18 protein-coding genes and 3 rRNA genes are annotated in these 21,053 nt (G+C 63.5%); 7 read left to right on the top strand and 14 right to left on the bottom strand.

The features are described from left to right. Positions 1–177: 177 nt before the first annotated feature. On the bottom strand, positions 178–1,359 hold the full coding sequence (locus G6N55_RS24875; RefSeq protein WP_085220926.1) for an acetyl-CoA C-acetyltransferase: 1,182 nt from the start codon (positions 1,357–1,359) through the stop codon (positions 178–180). A gap of 78 nt (positions 1,360–1,437) precedes the next feature. On the opposite strand from G6N55_RS24875, the gene mce reads away from it, so the two are divergent. After that, complete coding sequence (gene mce, locus G6N55_RS24870; RefSeq protein WP_085220927.1) at positions 1,438–1,905, top strand: methylmalonyl-CoA epimerase; 468 nt, start codon at positions 1,438–1,440, stop codon at positions 1,903–1,905. 13 nt (positions 1,906–1,918) lie between these two features. On the opposite strand, the gene G6N55_RS24865 is transcribed toward mce, so the two are convergent. Then, the gene (locus G6N55_RS24865; RefSeq protein ID WP_085220928.1) at positions 1,919–2,227 is read right to left on the bottom strand and encodes a hypothetical protein; all 309 of its coding nucleotides are present in this window, start codon (positions 2,225–2,227) and stop codon (positions 1,919–1,921) included. A gap of 23 nt (positions 2,228–2,250) precedes the next feature. Next, on the bottom strand, positions 2,251–2,922 hold the full coding sequence (gene nucS / locus G6N55_RS24860; protein WP_085220929.1) for an endonuclease NucS: 672 nt from the start codon (positions 2,920–2,922) through the stop codon (positions 2,251–2,253). 45 nt (positions 2,923–2,967) lie between these two features. Here nucS and G6N55_RS24855 point away from each other — a divergent pair, with 45 nt between their 5' ends. Further along, on the top strand, positions 2,968–4,581 hold the full coding sequence (locus tag G6N55_RS24855) for an adenylate/guanylate cyclase domain-containing protein (RefSeq protein ID WP_085220930.1): 1,614 nt from the start codon (positions 2,968–2,970) through the stop codon (positions 4,579–4,581). 2 nt (positions 4,582–4,583) lie between these two features. Next, on the top strand, positions 4,584–5,360 hold the full coding sequence (locus tag G6N55_RS24850) for a PIG-L deacetylase family protein (protein ID WP_085220931.1): 777 nt from the start codon (positions 4,584–4,586) through the stop codon (positions 5,358–5,360). Here the strand turns inward: G6N55_RS24850 and G6N55_RS24845 are convergent. Next, on the bottom strand, positions 5,357–6,583 hold the full coding sequence (locus G6N55_RS24845; protein WP_264001953.1) for an MFS transporter: 1,227 nt from the start codon (positions 6,581–6,583) through the stop codon (positions 5,357–5,359). The genes G6N55_RS24850 and G6N55_RS24845 overlap by 4 nt on opposite strands. Before the next feature lie 90 nt (positions 6,584–6,673). On the opposite strand from G6N55_RS24845, the gene G6N55_RS24840 reads away from it, so the two are divergent. Then, entirely contained in the window at positions 6,674–7,543 is an 870-nt protein-coding gene (locus G6N55_RS24840) for a LysR family transcriptional regulator (RefSeq protein ID WP_085220932.1), read from the top strand. On the opposite strand, the gene G6N55_RS24835 is transcribed toward G6N55_RS24840, so the two are convergent. Then, the gene (locus tag G6N55_RS24835; RefSeq protein WP_085220933.1) at positions 7,540–8,016 is read right to left on the bottom strand and encodes a VOC family protein; all 477 of its coding nucleotides are present in this window, start codon (positions 8,014–8,016) and stop codon (positions 7,540–7,542) included. The two genes, G6N55_RS24840 and G6N55_RS24835, sit on opposite strands and share 4 nt — an antisense overlap. 17 nt (positions 8,017–8,033) lie before the next feature. Then, positions 8,034–8,366 carry an Lrp/AsnC family transcriptional regulator gene (locus G6N55_RS24830; RefSeq protein WP_085220934.1) on the bottom strand — a complete coding sequence of 111 codons (333 nt, stop codon included), beginning with the start codon at positions 8,364–8,366 and terminating at the stop codon, positions 8,034–8,036. 48 nt (positions 8,367–8,414) lie between these two features. Here G6N55_RS24830 and G6N55_RS24825 point away from each other — a divergent pair, with 48 nt between their 5' ends. Both G6N55_RS24825 and G6N55_RS24820 read left to right on the top strand, forming a co-directional pair. Next, on the top strand, positions 8,415–9,902 hold the full coding sequence (locus G6N55_RS24825; protein WP_085220935.1) for a DNA-3-methyladenine glycosylase 2: 1,488 nt from the start codon (positions 8,415–8,417) through the stop codon (positions 9,900–9,902). Next, a complete protein-coding gene (locus G6N55_RS24820; RefSeq protein ID WP_085220936.1) occupies positions 9,899–10,390 on the top strand; it encodes a methylated-DNA--[protein]-cysteine S-methyltransferase in 492 nt (163 codons plus the stop codon). The genes G6N55_RS24825 and G6N55_RS24820 overlap by 4 nt, the downstream gene beginning before the upstream one ends. A 44-nt stretch (positions 10,391–10,434) precedes the next feature. Here G6N55_RS24820 and rrf read toward each other — a convergent pair. From rrf to murA, 4 genes are all read right to left on the bottom strand, one after another. Continuing rightward, positions 10,435–10,547: ribosomal RNA gene (gene rrf, locus G6N55_RS24815) — 5S ribosomal RNA — on the bottom strand. 87 nt (positions 10,548–10,634) lie between these two features. After that, a 23S ribosomal RNA gene (locus G6N55_RS24810) occupies positions 10,635–13,716 on the bottom strand. 285 nt (positions 13,717–14,001) lie between these two features. After that, positions 14,002–15,520 (bottom strand): 16S ribosomal RNA (locus G6N55_RS24805). The 16S, 23S and 5S rRNA genes sit together here, the layout of an rRNA operon. Positions 15,521–15,903: 383 nt before the next feature. After that, the gene (gene murA, locus G6N55_RS24800) at positions 15,904–17,157 is read right to left on the bottom strand and encodes a UDP-N-acetylglucosamine 1-carboxyvinyltransferase (RefSeq protein ID WP_085220937.1); all 1,254 of its coding nucleotides are present in this window, start codon (positions 17,155–17,157) and stop codon (positions 15,904–15,906) included. Between the two features lie 70 nt (positions 17,158–17,227). Here murA and G6N55_RS24795 point away from each other — a divergent pair, with 70 nt between their 5' ends. After that, a complete protein-coding gene (locus G6N55_RS24795) occupies positions 17,228–17,800 on the top strand; it encodes a cob(I)yrinic acid a,c-diamide adenosyltransferase (protein WP_085221239.1) in 573 nt (190 codons plus the stop codon). Positions 17,801–17,825: 25 nt separating this feature from the next. Here the strand turns inward: G6N55_RS24795 and G6N55_RS24790 are convergent, their stop codons facing one another. The 4 genes from G6N55_RS24790 to G6N55_RS24775 are packed head-to-tail and all read right to left on the bottom strand — an operon-like array spanning position 17,826 to position 21,053. Then, on the bottom strand, positions 17,826–18,269 hold the full coding sequence (locus G6N55_RS24790; protein WP_085220938.1) for a DUF2550 domain-containing protein: 444 nt from the start codon (positions 18,267–18,269) through the stop codon (positions 17,826–17,828). Positions 18,270–18,275: 6 nt separating this feature from the next. Continuing rightward, positions 18,276–18,641 carry a F0F1 ATP synthase subunit epsilon gene (locus G6N55_RS24785; protein WP_085220939.1) on the bottom strand — a complete coding sequence of 122 codons (366 nt, stop codon included), beginning with the start codon at positions 18,639–18,641 and terminating at the stop codon, positions 18,276–18,278. A gap of 34 nt (positions 18,642–18,675) precedes the next feature. Next, positions 18,676–20,127, bottom strand: coding sequence for a F0F1 ATP synthase subunit beta (atpD, locus tag G6N55_RS24780; RefSeq protein WP_085220940.1), 1,452 nt, complete (start codon positions 20,125–20,127; stop codon positions 18,676–18,678). Positions 20,128–20,150: 23 nt separating this feature from the next. Continuing rightward, positions 20,151–21,053, bottom strand: a complete 903-nt coding sequence (locus G6N55_RS24775) for a F0F1 ATP synthase subunit gamma (RefSeq protein ID WP_085220941.1) — start codon at positions 21,051–21,053, stop codon at positions 20,151–20,153.

Raw genomic sequence — 21,053 nt, 5'->3', positions numbered from 1 at the left:
CCGTCAAGTCTGTCATGCGCGCCGACTACCAAGCCACCCGGTGGCGCGGGGGCTCCCGCACGGGCAACTCCGGGCGAAAATCGGCCCCGCGAAGACCCCTGCTCGGCTCATGAGAGCAACGTCACAACGCGCACCGAATCCGGCCTTCCAGCAACCGTGACCGTTGGTCAGCCCGGCTTAACCGGCGCGCAGAATCAGCGCGTCGCCCTGGCCCCCGGCGCCGCACAGCGCCGCGACGCCGTAGCCCGAACCGCGCCGCGCCAGTTCCAGGGCCACATGCAGCGTGATCCGGGCGCCCGACATGCCGATCGGGTGTCCCACCGCGATCGCACCGCCGTTGACGTTGACGATCTCGGGGTTGAGGCCGAGTTCGCGCGTCGAGGCCAGCGCCACCGCCGAGAACGCCTCGTTGATCTCCACCACGTCGAGTTGGTCGACCGTGATGCCCTCGCGGGCGAGTGCCTTCTTGATCGCGTTGGCGGGCTGGGACTGCAGCGTCGAATCGGGCCCCGCCACGACTCCGTGCGCACCGATCTCGGCCAGCCACGACAGGCCCATTTCCTGCGCCTTGTCCTTGTTCATCACCACGACCGCGGCGGCCCCGTCGGAAATCTGCGACGCCGAGCCCGCGGTGATGGTGCCGTCCTTCCGGAAAGCCGGTTTGAGACCGGCCAGCGATTCGGCGGTGGTGTTTGCCCGAATGCCCTCGTCCTCGGTGAATTGCAGCGGATCGCCTTTGCGCTGCGGGATGTTCACGGGCACGACTTCGTCGGTGAAAACGCCGTCCTTCCACGCGGCGGCCGCCTTCCGATGCGACCGCGCAGCGAACTCGTCCTGCTCGGCGCGGGTGAACTTGTCGACGTCGTTGCGCTGCTCGGTCAGCGCGCCCATCGGCTGGTCGGTGAACACGTCGTGCAGGCCGTCGTAGGCCAAGTGGTCGAGCACCGTCACGTCCCCGTACTTGTAGCCCGCACGGCTGTCCATCAGCAGGTGGGGTGCCTTCGTCATGGACTCCTGACCACCGGCCACCACAACGTCGAACTCTCCGGCCCGAATCAGCTGGTCAGCCAGTGCAATGGCATCGATACCGGACAGGCACATCTTGTTGATGCTCAGCGCCGGGACGTCCCAGCCGATACCGGCCGCCACCGCAGCTTGCCGCGCGGGCATCTGGCCGGCGCCGGCGGTCAGCACTTGGCCCATGATCACGTACTGGACCGCGGAGGCGGGCACGTTCGCCTTCTCCAGCGCACCGGCGATCGCGATCCCACCCAGGTCGCTGGCCGAGAAATCCTTCAGCGAACCCATCAACTTGCCGATCGGGGTCCGTGCTCCAGCAACGATCACCGATGTCGTCATAACAACCTCCTAGCGACGCATGGACGGCCCAGTCGGCCTCCCGGAGAAGCGCAATCTTTGCCGCCAGGTTACCTTTATGTGATGACGACCGATCAAGTTGGCGCCCGTCAGTTGCTGGCCACCTCGCTGGTGACGGCGATCGATCACGTCGGCATCGCAGTCGCCGACCTCGACGCGGCCATCGCCTGGTACCACGACACCCTCGGCATGGTGCTGGTACACGAGGAAGTCAACGAGGATCAGGGAATCCGCGAAGCCATGATCGCCGTGCAGGACGGCGAGCCCGGCACCGCGCAGATCCAGCTGATGGCCCCGATCGACGAGTCCTCGACGATCGCCAAGTTCCTGGACAAGCGCGGACCGGGCATCCAGCAGATGGCCGTCCGAGTCAGCGACCTGGACGCCCTCTGCGAGCAGCTGCGTGAGCAGGGCGTGCGGCTGGTCTATGAGATTCCGCGCCGCGGTACAGCGAACTCTCGGATCAACTTCATCCATCCCAAGGACGCCGGCGGGGTGCTGATGGAATTGGTCGAGCCGGCTTCCTAGCCGGTCTTCACATTCACGACCACTTTCGGGTCGGGCCGCGGTTTGCCCGGTTCGTCCAGCACGGCGTGTGCCAATGCCGGCGATCGTCTTCTCGTGTTTGCAACCCGCCTCCGGCCGAGTCCGCCGGCCACACCACCAGATGTGCTACGCCGGAACGGATTTCGTGATCGCAGCCGGGGCACCGGTAGGTCTTCAGCGCACGCGCGGCGGCGACCGGGCGCACTTCGTAATCGTGACCGTCGGGCCCGGTTTCCACCCGTCGCAGCACCGGCGACAGCGAAGGCAGCTGTTGCCGGCGCGGCGGTGTGCGGCGTCGAGCCATGCCGCCAAGTCTAATCGGGCAAATCAGAACAGCCGGTACTCGTCGCTGTCCATTCCCCGCATCTTGTCGTAATCCAGTGTGAGGCAACGTATCCCGCGGTCAGTGGCTAAAGTTCGCGCCTGAGGTTTAATCTGCTGCGCGGCGAACACGCCCTTGACCGGCGCGAGAACGGTGTCGCGATTCAGCAATTCGAGGTAGCGAGTGAGTTGCTCCACGCCGTCGATTTCGCCGCGCCGTTTGATCTCCACCGCAACCGAGCCGCCCCGCTCGTCACGGCACAACAGATCGACTGGACCGATCGCGGTCATGTACTCGCGGCGGACCAACGTATAGCCCTCACCCAGCAACTGCACGTGTTCGGCGAGCAGTGCCTGCAGGTGCGCCTCGACGCCGTCTTTGACCAACCCGGGATCGACACCGAGATCGTGGCTGGAGTCGTGCTCGATCTCCTCGACGGTGATGCGCAGCTGTTCGCCCGCCTTGTTCTCCACCACCCAGACCGGCGTCTCGCCCACGACCTCTTCGGTCACCCAGCACGGCGGACTCATCCAGTTCAACGGCTTGTAGGCGCGGTCGTCGGCGTGCACGCTCACCGAGCCATCGGCCTTGAACAGCAACAACCTACGCGCCGACGGCAGATGAGCGGTGAGCCGGCCAACGTAGTCAACGGTGCACTGGGCGATCACAAGACGCACCCGACTCACCTTAGAGCGTCGTCAACGAATTAGGCTGGCGCCACCATGTCGGCGAACCAGAGCATGGCCCAACGCTTGGGACGGGTGCTCGAAAGGGTCACCCGCCAGAGCGGCCGGTTGCCAGAGACGCCCGCGTATGGCTCGTGGCTGCTCGGACGAGTGAGCGAGAGCCAGGCCCGCCGACGGGTACGCATCCAAATCATCCTGACCGTCTTCATCCTCGCGGCGAATCTGATCGGGATCGGCGTGGCCGTGCTGCTTCTGGCCGTCGCGTTGCCGTCGCCCAGCGTCTTCACCGACGCGCCGGCGTGGATCACCTGGGCCGTCGCGCCCGGATACGTCGCCATCGCGTCGGCGCTCGGCACCTACTGGATCACCCACCGGACGACGGCCGCGCTGCGGTGGGCGATCGAAGAGCGCACGCCCACCCTCGACGACGAACGCAATACCTTCCTGATCCCGTTCTGGCTGGCGATTGGGGTGCTCGTGCTGTGGGGAATCGGGACGGCGTTGCTGACCACGCTCTACGGGCTGACCAACACACTGTTCATCCCGATCGTGGGCTTCTCGGTGAGCATCTGCGGCATCCTGGTGTCCACCGCCTGCTACCTGGTCACCGAGTTCGCCCTGCGGCCGGTGGCCGCCCAAGCGCTTGAGGCCGGACGGGTCCCGCAGCGCCTGGCGCCGGGCATCATGGGCCGGACCCTGACGGTCTGGCTGCTCGGTTCCGGCGTGCCACTGTTCGGCATCGCAATGATCGCGTTCTTCGCATTGGTGCTGGGAAATCTGAGCGAGACCCAACTCGGCGTCGCGGTGCTGATCGTCGCGACCGTGACGCTGATTTTCGGCTTCATCCTGATGTGGATCCTGTCCTGGTTGACGGCGACACCGGTTCGGGTGGTGCGCGCGGCCCTGAAACGCGTCGAGCAGGGCGATCTGCGGGGCGATCTGGTGGTGTTCGACGGCACCGAACTCGGCGAGCTGCAGCGCGGTTTCAACGCCATGGTCGACGGCCTACGTGAGCGCGAACGGGTGCGCGACCTGTTCGGCCGCCATGTCGGGCGCGAAGTCGCCGCGGCCGCCGAGCGCGAAAAGCCGAAACTGGGCGGCGAAGAGCGCCACGTGGCGGTGGTGTTCATCGACATCGTCGGCTCCACGCAATTGGTCACCAGCCAACCGCCGACCGAGGTCGTCCAGATACTCAACCGCTTCTTCGCGATCGTCGTCGAGGAAGTCGACCGACACCACGGACTGGTCAACAAGTTCGAGGGCGACGCATCGCTGGCCATCTTCGGCGCCCCGAATCATCTCGACTGTCCCGAAGACGAGGCCCTGGCCGCGGCACGCGCGATCCGCGACCGGCTGGCCGGCGAAATGTCCGAGCTCGAGGCCGGTATCGGCGTGGCGGCCGGCCAGGTCGTCGCCGGCAATGTCGGCGCCAAGGAGCGGTTCGAATACACCGTGATCGGCGGGCCGGTCAACGAGGCGGCCCGGCTGTGCGAGCTGGCGAAGTCGCACCCGGGCGGATTGTTGGCAACCTCGGACGCCATCCAGGGCGCGAGCGAAAGCGAAAGCGCCCGTTGGTCTTTGGGTGAGACCGTGACGCTGCGCGGGCACGACCACCCCACCCGGCTGGCATCGCCGGTAAGCTGCGAGTAGCCGTGGCAACCCTCGTCGCCTTTCACGCTCATCCCGACGACGAGGTGGTCCTCACCGGCGGCACGCTCGCCGGTGCGGTCGCCGCGGGGCATCGGGTAATCCTGGTAACGGCGACCGACGGACGCGTGAGCGACCAGGACGACGACACCCGAATGGATGAATTACTCTCGAGCGCAAGCGTTCTCGGTGTGCACCGAGTCGAGTGCCTTGGCTACGCGGACAGCGGCTACGGGCCGATCTGCTACCCGGACCCGCCCGGCCGGGTGAGGTTCGCGCGGGCCGAGGTGGAAGCGGCGGCCCAGCGGCTGGCCGCGATCCTGCGCGACGAGGACGCACAGCTGCTGCTGAGCTATCAGCCCAACGGCGGCTACGGGCACCGGGATCACGTGCAGGTCCATCACGTCGGCAAGCGCGCCGCCGAGTTGGCCACCACCCCGCGGGTGCTCGAGGCGACCATGCCACGCGAGTTACTGGTCCGCGTCTCCAACGTCTGTCGCCTACTGCGACTTCCGGCGCCCTACGACGCCGAAACGGTACGCACCGCGTACGCCTCGCAGGCCACGATCACACACCGGATCGACGTCCGGGCCTTCGCCCGGCAGAAGCGCGATGCCTTCGCCGCGCATCGTTCGCAGATCGGCGGCGGGCTCGGCGCGTGTCTGTTCGGGTTGGTGATGCTGTTGCCGCCGCAAGTGTTCGGACTGGTGTTCAGTCACGAATGGTTCGTCGATCCGGCTGCCCAGCCGGGCCCCCCGCGCCGCAATATCTTCGACCTCTAGGACAGACTGCGAACCCGCACGGGCACAGCGACTCTCACCAGCGACGCCACCAATAGCAGGGCGAGGATCAGCAGCGTTCCCACGAACCACACGGTGGCCGCCCAGCCGCCCACGCTGTAGACCAGCCCGCCGACCGCGCCGGCCACCGATCCGCCCAGGTAGTAACTGAACAGGTAGAGCGCGGAGGCCTCGGCGCGATCTCGGCGGACCACCGCGCCCACCCATCCGCTGGCCACCGCGTGGGCGGCGAAGAAGCCGCCAGTGAAGACGCCGGTGCCGGCGACGATCACGGGCAGTGCATCCGGCAGCGTCATCAGCAGGCCCACGACCGTGACCGGCAAGGCGCCGCCCAGCACCAGCATGCGCCCGCGGCGGTCGGCGAGCCGTCCCGCCACGACCGACGTCCCGGTGCCCACCAGGTACAGCAGGAACAGCAGGCCCACCACCGACGGCGCCAGCGCGAACGGAGCGGCGGCCAGCCGGTAACCGAGGTAGTTGTACACGGTGACGAATCCGCCCATCAGCGTGAAAGCCAGAGAAAAAAGCTTCAGCAACAACGGATTTCGCAGATGATCCAGCAGACTCTGGGTGGTCACCCGCATGCTCACCGTCTTCGGAGTGAAGAACTGGGACCGGGGCACCAGCAGGGCGAATACCACCGTCGCGGCCAACGTCGTCACCGAACACACCAACAGCGCGACCCGCCAGTTGCTGACCTCGAGGACCAGTGCCGGGATGATCCGCCCCGCGCAGCCGCCGATCGTCGTCCCGGCGATGTAGCGCCCCATCGCCGATCCCAGCGATGACGCGTGCACCTCCTCGGCCAGAAACGCCATCGCGACCGCTGGAATCCCGGCCAGCGCGACGCCCTGCAGCGCCCGGCCGACCAGCAGGACGCCGAGCGAGGGGCTGAACGGCAGCAGCAACCCGATCGTGCTGGACGTGATCCCCGAGACCAGCATCACCGCGATGCGCCCGTAGCGCTCCGACAACACGCTGGCCGGGACGATGGCCAGCGCCAGCATTCCGGTGGTCAGGGAGACCGTCAGCGCCGAGGTAGCCGGGGAGATTCGGTAGTACGCCGACAACGCGGGCAGCAGCGCCTGCGTGCAGTACATCGCGGCAAAACTGGCCAGACCGGCGCCGCACAGCGCCGCGGTCACTCGCCGGTATCCGCTGCTGCCGGCAAGGTGGGCGGCAGGAGTCGCGGCGAACTGGGGCACAGATACGATGCTGCGCGCCGGCCCACGGATTCGGAAATGAATTATTGCCGAGATTATGATGCATTTTCGACATAAGTAAAGGTGGCTGACATGGCTGATGGCGACTACGAGTGGTTCCTCACACTCGCCGAGCTCCAGCACGTCACGGCGGCGGCTCAACAACTTCACATCGCGCAGCCGACGCTGACGCGGATGCTGGCGCGTCTGGAACGCCGCCTGGGGGTGCCGATGTTCGACCGCCACGGCCGCCGGCTCTCGCTGAGCAACTACGGCCGGATCTTCTACGGGCACGCCCGCCGGGCCCAGTTGGAGCTCGATTCGGCCCGACGCGAAATCGAAGACCTGAGCAATCCGGCCGCCGGGGAGATCCGCCTGGGCTTCTTGAGTTCGTTCGGATCAGTCGTCGTCCCCCGGTTGATCGCGGGCTTCTCGGAGGTCTCACCGCGCGTGACATTCACGCTCGAGGAGGGCGCCGCCGAGACGATCAGCGATCGTGTGCTGGACGGGTTTCTCGATGTCGCGGTGGTGTCACCGCGACCGCAGAAGCCAACCCTGGCCTGGCGCAGCCTGTTTCGTCAGCGCCTCGGCATCGCGGTGCCCCGCGACCACCGGCTGACGGATGCGGCAGCGGTATCGATGACGGACCTCGCCGACGAGCCGTTCATCACGATGCATCCGGGATTCGGCATGCGGCAGCTGCTCGACGAGCTTTGTGCCGCAGCACAATTCCAGCCTCGCATCGTATTGGAATCGGCGAACCTGACCACCAACGCCGGGCTGGTGGCCGCCGGGCTGGGCATCAGCCTGACGCCGATCGACGGCAGCGAGCATGCGCCCGGGGTCAGCGTGCTGCACCTGGCCGACGCCGACGCTTACCGCGATATCGGGATGGTCTGGGATTCTGCCCGGCCGTTGTCCCGCGCCGCCGGAGACTTCGTCGCTTTGGCCGCAACGTCTTAGCCGCCGGGCCGCCAGAGTTCCTCCGTGGTGCGCGCGCCACCCGGCAGCTCGAGAATCTCAATCGGCGTGTCATCGGGATCGTGGACGAAAAACATTCGTACACCACCGATGTCGACCACCGGCTCGGTGCGCACCCCAGGGTGCTGGCGCCGCACGGCCGCGTAGGTTTCGTCGAGGTCGGCGACCCGAAACGAGATGTTGGTGTAGCCACGGTGCGGGCCGGCGGGGGCGGCGGGAACGTCGCCCAGGTAGAGCAACTCGACCATCGCTCCCCCGATCAATCCGCCGACCATCCGGCCCTTCTGGGCAGCGCCGCCGGTCACCACGTCGAGTCCGCCGCCCTCGAGTTCGACATCGAAGACCACGTCGATGCCCAGCACCGCGGTGTAGAACGCCAGCGACCTGTCCATGTCGGAGACGCCGATGCAGACATGGGAGAAGTTCTCGACGGCGATGGGCCTCGGCTCGGTCATGTGGACTCCTTGGTGAGCTAACCGGACTTCACGGTCTTCATCGCAATCTGCGAGCGGATCCTCGATATCCCGGGAAGGGTGGACAGTCTGTCCGTGTACAGCTTCTCGTAGTCGACCAGGTCGGCGGCCGCGATCAGCAATACGTAGTCGGGAGTGCCCATCATGCGCCGACATTCGATGATCTCCGGAAGCGCCACGACCGCGCCCTCGAATGCTCGGATCGCCGCCGAATCGATCGGCCCCAGGTCGACATAGGCCGTCACCTTGAACCCCCGCCCGAGCGGGTCATTGTTGATGATCGCGCGGTAGCCCTCGTCATCTGACCTGGCGGCCCGCCGGCCCACGGTCATGTCGCTTTTCCGCCAGTCTTGTCGGACCTCTGGTGTAACTGTGGAAGCGTGCACGACGATTTCGAACGCTGCTACCGGGCGGTCCAGTCCAAGGACGCCCGGTTCGACGGCTGGTTCGTCACGGCGGTGCTCACCACCCGCATCTACTGCCGGCCCAGCTGCCCGGTGCGCCCGCCGTTCGCACGCAACGTGCGGTTCTATCCGGCCGCGGCGGCCGCACAGCGGGCGGGTTTCCGCGCGTGCAAGCGATGCCGTCCCGACGCCTCGCCGGGATCGCCCGAATGGAACGTGCGCGGCGACGTCGTTGCGCGGGCGATGCGGCTCATCGCCGACGGCACGGTGGACCGCGACGGCGTGGGCGGTCTGGCCGCCCACCTCGGGTACACTACCCGGCAGCTGGAGCGGCTTTTGCAGGCCGAAGTCGGCGCCGGTCCGCTCGCGCTGGCTCGCGCGCAACGAAGCCAGACCGCCCGGCTGCTGATCGAGACGACCGATCTGCCGTTCGGCGACATCGCATTCGCCGCCGGCTTTTCCAGCATCCGCCAATTCAACGACACGGTGCAGCTGGTGTTCGAAAACACACCGACCGAGTTGCGCAGACGCGCGGCCGCCCGGTTCGGGTCCGACACGACTTCGCCTGGGACAGTGTGTCTTCGGCTGCCGGTACGTACCCCGTTCGCCTATGAGGGCGCCTTCGGCCATCTGGCCGCGGGTGCCGTCCCGGGTTGCGAGGAGGTGCGCGACGGCGCCTACCGGCGCAGCCTACGGCTTCCGGCGGGCAACGCCGTGGTCGCGCTGACGCCGGCCGTCGACCACGTGCGCTGCCTACTCGTGCTCGACGACTTCCGCGATCTGACGACCGCGATCGCCCGCTGCCGGCGGCTGCTCGACCTCGACGCCGATCCGGAAGCGATCGTGGACACGCTGAGCCGCGACCCGCTGCTGGCCCCCGTCGTGGCCAAGGCACCCGGACAACGCATTCCGCGCACGGTCGACGAGGCCGAACTCGCGGTGCGTGCCGTGCTGGGTCAACAGGTGTCGACGAAGGCCGCGCGCACCCACGCCGGCCGATTGGTCCACGCGTACGGCCCGCCGGTGCACGACCCCGAAGGCGCACTGACGCATGCCTTCCCGGCAATCGAGCAACTCGCCGAGATCGATCCCATCCATCTGGCGGTCCCCAAGGCCCGGCAGCGGACGATGAGGGCGCTGATCGACGGGCTTCTCGATGGCAGCGTGGTGCTGGACGCCGGAAGCGACTGGGACGGTGCGCGCACCCAGCTGCTGGCCCTGCCGGGGATCGGCCCATGGACCGCGGAGGTGATCGCGATGCGCGGCCTCGGGGACCCGGACGCTTTTCCTGCCAGTGACCTCGGGCTACAACTCGCCGCCAAACAGCTGGGCTTGCCGACGGATCAGCGCAAACTCATTGAGCACAGCGCACATTGGCGCCCCTGGCGCTCGTATGCCACCCAGCATTTGTGGACCACCCTCGAGCACCCGGTGAACCAATGGCCACCACAGGAGGTCGTATGATCCAGTACCGCACCATCGACAGCCCGATCGGGTTGCTGACCCTCGCCGGCCATGGCTCGGTCTTGACCAACCTGCGGATGATCGATCAGACCTACGAACCGAGCCGCGCCGACTGGTCGCCCGATCCGCGTGCATTCGGCACGGCCGTCGACCAACTCGTGGCGTATTTCGCCGGCGAGCTCACGACTTTCGATCTCGAGCTCGACCTGCGGGGCACCGAATTCCAGCGACGCGTCTGGCAGGCGCTGCTGACAATTCCGTATGGCGAGACCCGGTCGTATGGAGAAATCGCCGAACAAATCGGGGCGCCCGGTGCCGCGCGAGCCGTCGGATTGGCCAACGGCCACAACCCGATCGCGATCGTCGTCCCCTGTCATCGCGTCATCGGCGCAAATGGCCGCCTCACCGGCTTCGGCGGCGGACTCGGCCGCAAACGCACACTGCTCGAATTGGAAAATCAGCGGTCGAATTTGACGTTATTCGACTGAGGAAATGCAAAAACACCCCCTTTGCAGGGGGTGTTTTTGTGTGTGTTCGGCGGTGTCCTACTTTTCCACCCGATCGGGCAGTATCATTGGCGCTGACAGGCTTAGCTTCCGGGTTCGGAATGGGACCGGGCGTTTCCCTGTCGCTGTGGCCGCCGTAACTCTATTTATTTTTCCATTCAAGTGTATTGATGGGGGGTGTGGTATTTGGCGCGACTAAATAGTCACTCATAGTGGTTGCGATTGTGTTGGTAAGTTTTCGGCCGGTTAGTGCCAGTTCCCTACACTCATTGCTGAGCTTCTAGGTCTGACCTATCAATCCCGTGGTCTGCGGGGGGCCTTATCCCTCTAAAAGGGTGAGAAACCTGATCTTGGAGAAGGTTTCCCGCTTAGATGCTTTCAGCGGTTATCCTGTCCGAACGTAGCTATCCAGCAGTGCCTCTGGTGAGACAACTGGTGCACTAGAGGTTCGTCCGTCCCGGTCCTCTCGTACTAGGGACAGGTTTCCTCAAGTTTCTGACGCGCGCGGCGGATAGAGACCGAACTGTCTCACGACGTTCTAAACCCAGCTCGCGTGCCGCTTTAATGGGCGAACAGCCCAACCCTTGGGACCTGCTCCAGCCCCAGGATGCGACGAGCCGACATCGAGGTGCCAAACCATCCCGTCGATATGGACTCTTGGGGAAGATCAGCCTGTTATCCCCGGGGTACCTTTTATCCGTTGAGCGACACCCCTTCCACTCGGGGGTGCCGGATCACTAGTCCCGACTTTCGTCCCTGCTTGACGTGTAAGTCTCGCAGTCAAGCTCCCTTGTGCACTTACACTCAACACCTGATTGCCGTCCAGGTTGAGGGAACCTTTGGGCGCCTCCGTTACATTTTAGGAGGCAACCGCCCCAGTTAAACTACCCGCCAGGCACTGTCCCTGAACCCGATAAGGGTTCGAAGTTAGGTGTCCAATACGGTCAGAGTGGTATTTCAACAACGACTCCGCTCTAACTGGCGTTAGAGTTTCACAGTCTCCCACCTATCCTACACAAACAGTACCGAACACCAATACCAAGTTGTAGTGAAGGTCCCGGGGTCTTTTCGTCCTGCCGCGCGTAACGAGCATCTTTACTCGTAGTGCAATTTCGCCGAGTCTATGGTTGAGACAGTTGGGAAGTCGTTACGCCATTCGTGCAGGTCGGAACTTACCCGACAAGGAATTTCGCTACCTTAGGATGGTTATAGTTACCACCGCCGTTTACTGGGGCTTAAATTCTCCGCTTCACCTTACGATTAACGGGTCCTCTTAACCTTCCAGCACCGGGCAGGCGTCAGTCCGTATACATCGTCTTGCGACTTCGCACGGACCTGTGTTTTTAGTAAACAGTCGCTTCCCACTGGTTTCTGCGGCCGGTTCTCGCTCGCAGCGCAAGGCTGTTCACAATAAGCCGGCCCCCCTTCTCCCGAAGTTACGGGGGCATTTTGCCGAGTTCCTTAACCATAGTTATCTCGTACGCCTTGGTATTCTCTACCTGACCACCTGTGTTGGTTTGGGGTACGGGCCATGTATGCGCTCGCTAGAGGCTTTTCTTGGCAGCTGAGGATCACCGAATTCGCCTCAATCGGCTATGCATCACCTCTCAGGAATATGAACGACGGATTTGCCTATCGTTCTCCCTACAGGCTTGCCCCAGTATTACCACTGACTGGTACGGCTACCTTCCTGCGTCACCCCATCGCTTGACTACTACCCACCCGGGTCCCACGCAGCCGACGGTCCTCGCACCCCGAAGGGATTGATAGACCACCATTTGGGTGGTTAGCAGAATGGATTCGTCAGGGACGCTCATACACGGGTACGGGAATATCAACCCGTTGTCCATCGACTACGCCTGTCGGCCTCGCCTTAGGTCCCGACTCACCCTGGGCGGACTGGCCTGGCCCAGGAACCCTTGGTCTTTCGGCGGGCAAGGTTCTCACTTGCCTAATCGCTACTCATGCCTGCATTCTCACTCCTCCATACTCCACCATCGGTCACCCGACAGCTTCTCTGCGTGGAGGACGCTCCCCTACCCAACCTTGCGGTTGCCGCGGCTTCGGCGGTGTGCTTGAGCCCCGCTACATTATCGGCGCACAATCACTTGACCAGTGAGCTATTACGCACTCTTTCAAGGGTGGCTGCTTCTAAGCCAACCTCCTGGTTGTCTTTGCGACTGCACATCCTTTTCCACTTAGCACACGCTTAGGGGCCTTAGCCGGCGATCTGGGCTGTTTCCCTTTCGACGTACGGAGCTTATCCCCCGCCGTCTCACTGCCACGCTATACACCACGGCATTCGGAGTTTGGCTGACGTCAGTAACCTAGTAGGGCCCATCGGCCATCCAGTAGCTCTACCTCCGTGGTGAAACACGTAACGCTGCACCTAAATGCATTTCGGGGAGAACCAGCTATCACGGAGTTTGATTGGCCTTTCACCCCTACCCACAACTCATCCCCTCAGTCTTCAACCTAAGTGGGTTCGGGCCTCCACGCGGTCTTACCCGCGCTTCACCCTGGCCATGGGTAGATCACTCCGCTTCGGGTCCAGAACATGCCACTCAAGCGCCCTATTCAGACTCGCTTTCGCTGCGGCTACCCCACACGGGTTAACCTTGCGACATGTCCCTGACTCGCAGGCTCATTCTTCAAAAGGCACGCCATCACCCCACAAGGAGGCTCTGACGGATTGTAGGCACACGGTTTCAGGTACTATTTCACTCCCCTCCCGGGGTACTTTTCACCATTCCCTCACGGTACTAATCCGCTATCGGTCATCGAGAAGTATTTAGGCTTACCGAGTGGTCTCGGCAGATTCACAGCAGATTTCACGGGCCCGCTGCTACTCGGGAATTGATAAAGGCAGGTGCCGGGTTTTCGCGTACCGGGCTCTCACCGTCTGCGGCAGACCATCCCAGGCCACTTCCGCTAACCACGACACTTTCTAACTGCCCCTCAGCCAGGTAGAGCTGAGAAAATCAATCCCACAACCCCGCACACACAACCCCTACCCGGTTACACATGCATGCGGTTTAGCCTGTTCCGCGTTCGCTCGCCACTACTAGCGGAATCACTTTTGTTTTCTTTTCCTACGGGTACTGAGATGTTTCACTTCCCCGCGTTACCTCCCGCACCCTATATATTCAGATACGGGTAACACGACATAACTCGTGCTGGGTTTCCCCATTCGGAAATCCTCGGATCAACGCTCGGTTGACAGCTCCCCGAGGCATATCGCAGCCTCCCACGTCCTTCATCGGCTCTCGATGCCAAGGCATCCACCATGTGCCCTTAAACACTTACGAACACAAAAACCAAAAGAAAAATTACACATTTTTGACGAACACGCACCACGAGGGCAACGTATCCGTCTAGATGCTCGCAACCACTATTCAATACTCAAATACCACACCCCACCACCAAGATGGAGGGACACCACATCGACCTAAGTCGGCCGAGTGTTGTCTCAGGGCCCAATAGTGTGTCTGGCGATTGTCTGCTGTTGTGCACCCAGCCCCCGTCCACTACAGACGAGAACCCCTCACGGCTCACACCCCACCAATTGGAGTGTTTCTCGTGGTGCTCCTTAGAAAGGAGGTGATCCAGCCGCACCTTCCGGTACGGCTACCTTGTTACGACTTCGTCCCAATCGCCGATCCCACCTTCGACAGCTCCCTCCAAAAGGTTAGGCCACTGGCTTCGGGTGTTACCGACTTTCATGACGTGACGGGCGGTGTGTACAAGGCCCGGGAACGTATTCACCGCAGCGTTGCTGATCTGCGATTACTAGCGACTCCGACTTCACGGGGTCGAGTTGCAGACCCCGATCCGAACTGAGACCGGCTTTAAAAGGATTCGCTTAACCTTACGGCATCGCAGCCCTTTGTACCGGCCATTGTAGCATGTGTGAAGCCCTGGACATAAGGGGCATGATGACTTGACGTCATCCCCACCTTCCTCCGAGTTGACCCCGGCAGTCTCTCACGAGTCCCCACCATTACGTGCTGGCAACATGAGACAAGGGTTGCGCTCGTTGCGGGACTTAACCCAACATCTCACGACACGAGCTGACGACAGCCATGCACCACCTGCACACAGGCCACAAGGGAACCGACATCTCTGCCGGCGTCCTGTGCATGTCAAACCCAGGTAAGGTTCTTCGCGTTGCATCGAATTAATCCACATGCTCCGCCGCTTGTGCGGGCCCCCGTCAATTCCTTTGAGTTTTAGCCTTGCGGCCGTACTCCCCAGGCGGGGTACTTAATGCGTTAGCTACGGCACGGATTCCAAGGAAGGAAACCCACACCTAGTACCCACCGTTTACGGCGTGGACTACCAGGGTATCTAATCCTGTTCGCTCCCCACGCTTTCGCTCCTCAGCGTCAGTTACTGCCCAGAGACCCGCCTTCGCCACCGGTGTTCCTCCTGATATCTGCGCATTCCACCGCTACACCAGGAATTCCAGTCTCCCCTGCAGTACTCCAGTCTGCCCGTATCGCCCGCACGCCGAGGGTTAAGCCCCCGGTTTTCACGAACAACGCGACAAACCACCTACGAGCTCTTTACGCCCAGTAATTCCGGACAACGCTCGCACCCTACGTATTACCGCGGCTGCTGGCACGTAGTTGGCCGGTGCTTCTTCTGCAGGTACCGTCACTTGCGCTTCGTCCCTGCTGAAAGAGGTTTACAACCCGAAGGCCGTCATCCCCCACGCGGCGTCGCTGCATCAGGCTTGCGCCCATTGTGCAATATTCCCCACTGCTGCCTCCCGTAGGAGTCTGGGCCGTATCTCAGTCCCAGTGTGGCCGGACACCCTCTCAGGCCGGCTACCCGTCGTCGCCTTGGTAGGCCATCACCCCACCAACAAGCTGATAGGCCGCGGGCCCATCCCACACCGCAAAAGCTTTCCACCACAAGACATGCGTCTCGTGGTCATATCCGGTATTAGACCCAGTTTCCCAGGCTTATCCCGAAGTGCAGGGCAGATTACCCACGTGTTACTCACCCGTTCGCCACTCGAGTACCCCCGAAGGGGCCTTTCCGTTCGACTTGCATGTGTTAAGCACGCCGCCAGCGTTCGTCCTGAGCCAGGATCAAACTCTCCAAACAAAAACTCCTCGATAAACGAGGCGTATTTCGAATCAGAGAAAATCTGACCTAACAAAAAGACACCAAAAACTGGCATCAAAATAAAACGACCACACCCATCACACGGGGAGTGTTTACGGTGTGGTCAAAAAAACAACAACAAACAAAAACACCAAACACACTATTGAGTTCTCAAACAACACTCTTGCTTGTTTCGCCCGCTTCGGGGCAACCCTGCCAGCTTAATACAATTCCGGCAGAGGCGTCAACCCTCAAATTTCTTGCGATCGTGGTGATCGCTGCGAGGGCAGCCGTGCCAGGTTAGTACCAATCCGGCGAGGGAGTCAAGCCCCGGTCTCGGTCCCCTTCGAGTGGTGACCGCGCCTGTGGGGCACTGACTTTGGTTACTGTACCCGCTCGATCTCCGCTCCCAAAATCGCCAGGTTCTCCACGAACAACGGGTAGCCGCGATCGATGTGAAAGACGTCGTGGACCTCGGTGTCACCGTCGGCGACGAGCCCGGCGAGCACCAGGCCGGCGCCGGCCCGGATGTCCGAACACCAGACCGGTGCGCTGGAAAGTTGCGGCAGTCCCCGCACCACGGCGTGATGGCCGTCGGTGCGCGCGTCGGCGCCGAGCCGGATCATCTCTTCGACGAATCGGAAGCGCGCCTCGAACACGTTCTCCGTGATCATCGAGGTGCCGTCGGCGATCGACGCCAGGGCAATCGCCATCGGTTGCAGGTCCGTCGGAAAACCGGGAAAAGGCAACGTCGCAACGTTCATCGCCTTCGGGCGCTCGTATTGCACCACGCGAAAACTGCTGTCCGTTTGCGTGACGGTGGCACCCGCGTCGTGCAGTTTGTGCAGCACCACCTGAAGATGCGCCGGATCGATACCGCTCACCGAGATGTCGCCACGGGTGATGGCAGCGGCGATCCCCCAGGTGGCGGCGACGATGCGGTCACCGATCACCCGGTGCTCGGTGGGATACAGCCGCGGCACCCCGGTAATCGTCATGGTCGGCGAACCGGCGCCCTCGATCTGCGCGCCCATCTGGTTGAGCATCGTGCAGAGATCGACAACGTCGGGTTCCCGCGCGGCGTTGTGGATCGTGGTGACGCCCTCCGCGACGACCGCGGCCATCAAGATGTTCTCGGTGGCCCCCACCGAGGGAAATTCGAGTTGAATCTCCGCGCCGCGCAACGTATCTGCGTGAGCAACGACACAGCCGTGCTCGATGTTGCACGTCGCGCCCAATTGCCGCAGGCCCGCCTGATGCATGTCCAGTGGCCGCGATCCGATCGCGTCCCCGCCGGGCAGCGCCACCTTGGCCCGCTTGCACCGGCCGACCAGCGGGCCCAGCACACACACCGAGGCGCGGAACTGCCGCACCGCCGCGAAGTCGGCGTCGTACTTGGGCTCGTCGGGTGAGGTGATGCGGGCGACGTCGCCGTCGAGTTCCACGGTGGCGCCCAGCCCGCGCAGCACCTCGGCCATCAACGGCACGTCGAGAATGTCGGGGCAGTTGGTGATCGTGCTGGTGCCTTCGGCCAATAACGTCGCGGCCATCAGCTTGAGCACGCTGTTCTTGGCGCCCCCTACTGCGACTTCGCCGGACAACCGGTTGCCGCCGGTTACCACGAATCGCTCAGCCACCCGCGTCAGTCTAGTGAAGCGGTATCGGCTTGTCAGTCAGCTAACTCACTTCGCCGAGTACGGTTTGTTCATGGCAGTCCATCTGACCCGCATCTATACCCGGACCGGCGACGACGGCACCACGGGATTGAGCGACTTCTCCCGAGTGTCGAAAAACGATCCCCGCCTGGTGGCATACGCGGACTGCGACGAGGCCAACTCCGCGATCGGCGTCGCCATCGCGCTGGGTCAGCCCGACGCCGAACTCGCGGACGTGCTGCGCCAGATCCAAAACGATTTGTTCGACGCCGGCGCCGATCTGTCCACTCCGGTGGTGGAGAACCCGAAATACCCTCCGTTGCGAGTAGTCCAGTCCTACATCGACCGGCTGGAAGGATGGTGCGACAAATACAACGAGCCCCTGCCGGCGCTGAATTCCTTTGTGCTGCCTGGTGGTTCACCGTTGTCAGCACTGTTGCACGTCGCCCGCACCGTGGTGCGCCGCGCCGAGCGGTCGGCTTGGGCCGCAGTCGATTCGGCACCGAACGACGTCAACGTGCTGCCAGCGAAATACCTGAATCGGTTGTCGGATCTACTCTTCATCCTGTCGCGGGTGGCAAACCCCGAGGGTGATGTCCTGTGGAAGCCGGGCGGCGGAGCCTAAACCGATTGAGCCGCTGAACTTTTGGTCAGATGCTGCGACGACGCGCGCGCGGCGACGGTCGGGACTCGAGCCACGACAAAAACGCGGTCAACGCGCCCTGGTCCAGCGCGATTTCGTATCCCGGCCGGCGTTCCTGGGTCGTATCACGCAGTTCCAGCACCACGATCTCGTCGGTCATGATGTCGAACTCATCGCCGCGCGGTGCGCGCCGGGCCACGATCTCGACGCCTCGCCTGCTGAGCCGGCGATCCGGCCAGAGCCGGACACTGGAGAGCCGGTAGAACGCGGCTTCACCTCCGCGATAACGGATCACGCCATGCCGCCAGCCGTGACCTCCGACCGCCGGGATGTCCCGCATGATTCCCGCGGTTCCACCCTGCCGGAGTTTCAGCAGCCGATAGCTCAGCGCCAGGACGGCGGCCCCCAGCACGACGACGAGCACGACCATGCCAACCATGGGCGCGCTCATCGGCGGCTAGTCGATCGCGCCGACGGCGCGCAATCTGGCGCGTCCCCTCGCGGCGGTGCGAGGGTCGTCGGACTCGGAATCCTGCTTGGCGGAGGCCTCGTCGATCTCCGATTCGAACTCGGCGGATTCGGCGAGAATAGTGACGCTCTCCTCGGTCACCGACAAGAACCCGCCATCCACCGCGACGCGCAGATCGTCTTGACCCTCCCGCTCGACGCGCACCATTGCGTCATCGACCAACTGGGCCACCAGCGGGATATGGCGGGGCAGTATGCCGATCTCGCCGCTGGTGGTGCGGGTGAACAGGAACGTCGCTTCCCCCGACCAGATCTTGCGGTCGACGGCGACGATCTCAACGTTCAATTCAGCCATGCCACACCGCCTTTCGATACCTCGGGAGTCTCAATCACAGCTTGGCGCCGAGGCTCTCAGCCTTCTTCGCCAAGTCGTCCAGACCGCCGATCAGGAAGAACGCCTGCTCGGGCACGTGGTCGAAATCGCCCTTGCTCAGCCGGTCGAACGCCTCGATGGTCTCCTTGACCGGGACTGTCGAACCCGGCTGACCGGTGAACTGTTCGGCCGCCATCATGTTCTGCGACAGGAACCGCTCGATGCGCCGGGCCCGGTTGACCAACTGCTTGTCCTCTTCCGACAGTTCGTCGATACCGAGAATCGCGATGATGTCCTGAAGGTCCTTGTACCGCTGCAGGATTCGGATGACTTCCTGCGCCACGCGGTAGTGCTCGTCACCGACGACGCTTGGGTCGAGGATGGTCGAGCTCGACGCCAGCGGGTCCACGGCGGGGAAGATTCCCTTGGAGAAAACCGATCGAGAAAGCTCGGTGGTGGCGTCCAGGTGGGCGAACGTCGTCGCCGGCGCCGGGTCGGTGTAGTCGTCGGCCGGCACGTAGACCGCCTGCATCGACGTAATCGACTTGCCTCGCGTCGAGGTGATGCGCTCCTGCAGCTCGCCCATCTCGTCGGCCAGCGTGGGCTGGTAGCCCACCGCCGACGGCATCCGGCCGAGCAGTGTCGACACCTCCGAGCCGGCCTGGGTGAACCGGAAGATGTTGTCGATGAACAGCAGCACGTCCTTGCCCGCCTCGTCGCGGAACCACTCCGCCATCGTCAGCGCCGACAGCGCGACTCGCATACGAGTGCCAGGCGGCTCGTCCATCTGACCGAAGACGAGCGCGGTGTCCTTGAGCACGTTGGCTTCCTTGAGCTCGACCCAGAGGTCGTTGCCCTCACGGGTGCGCTCCCCCACACCGGCGAACACCGAAGTACCGGAGAAGTTACGGGCGATGCGGTTGATCATCTCCTGGATGAGCACCGTCTTGCCCACGCCCGCGCCGCCGAACAGGGCGATCTTGCCACCACGCACGTACGGAGTGAGGAGGTCCACCACCTTCAGCCCGGTCTCGAGCATCTCGGTGCGGGGTTCGAGGTCCTCGAAAGCGGGTGGCTTGCGGTGAATCGACCAGTGCTCGAAGTCTTCTCCGTAACCCGGCTTGTCCAGGCAGTAACCCAGCGCGTTGAAGACGTGGCCCTTGACGTCCTCACCGACCGGCACGGTGATCGAGTTGCCGGTGTCGGTCACCTCGACGCCACGCACCAGGCCATCGGTGGGCTGCATCGAGATGGTGCGCACCAGGTTGTCGCCGAGGTGGTTCGCCACCTCCAACGTCAAGGTTTTCTTGAGCTCCTCGAACGTGATCTCCGCATGCAGCGCGTTGAACAGTTCGGGGACCGAACCCCGCGGGAACTCGACGTCGACGACCGGCCCGGTCACCCGTACCACGCGGCCGCTGGTGTCCGATTTTGTCGGCTTGTCGGTCTTCTCGGCAGTAGCGCTCATATCTTTTTCGCTTCCTTGTGGGGCTACTTAGCGGCGTCGGCGAGCGCGTTTGCGCCACCGACGATTTCGCTGATTTCCTGGGTGATCTGGGCCTGCCGCTCCCGGTTGGCCTCTAGCGTCAGAGCCTTGATGAGGTCGTCGGCGTTGTCGGTGGCCGATTTCATCGCCCGTTGCCGCGACGCCAGCTCGGATGCCGCGGACTCGAGCATCGACGCGTAAACCCGCGTTGTCAGGTACCGCGGCAGCAGCGCCTCGAACAGCGTCGTTGCGTCGGGCTCGAACGAGTACAGGGTGCGCGGTCCGGGGTCTTCCTCGACATACTCCACGACCAACGGCGCCATCCGGTGGGCGACCGGGGTCTGCGACATCATCGACTTGAACTCCGAATACACGATGTGCAGTTCGTCGACGCCCTGATCGTCGTCATCTCCCGCGCCCTTCATGAACGCATCCACCAAGGTCGAACCGATCTCCGCGGCCTTCTCGTACTGGGGTTGCTCGGAGAAGCCCGACCACGACGCGGCGATGTCCCAGTTCCGGAAGGTGTAGTAGCCCTGCGCCTTTCGGCCCACGGTGTAGAGCACCGGTTCCTTTCCCTCGTCTCGGAGCTGGGCGAAAAGCTGCTCCGAGCGACGGAAGATGCCGGAGTTATGTGCGCCGCACAAACCGCGGTCCGAGGACACCACCAGCACACCGGCCCGTGTCGCTTCCGCACGCTCGACGAGCAACGGATGGTCCAAAGCGGCTTCGCCGGCCAGGGTGGTGAGCATCCGGGTGATCTCGAAGGCGTAGGGCCGGGCGGAATCGAGCCGGTTCTGCGCCTTGGGAAGGCGCGACGTCGCGATCAACTCCTGGGCCTTGGTGATCTTCTTGATCGAGCCCGCGGAGCGGATCCGCCCGCGTAGTTCGCGAAGTGTGGCAGCCAT

This window comes from Mycobacterium florentinum (assembly GCF_010730355.1).
In the GTDB taxonomy this organism is placed as follows: Bacteria; Actinomycetota; Actinomycetes; order Mycobacteriales; family Mycobacteriaceae; genus Mycobacterium; species Mycobacterium florentinum.
This window is presented reverse-complemented; position numbering and strand designations above follow the sequence as displayed.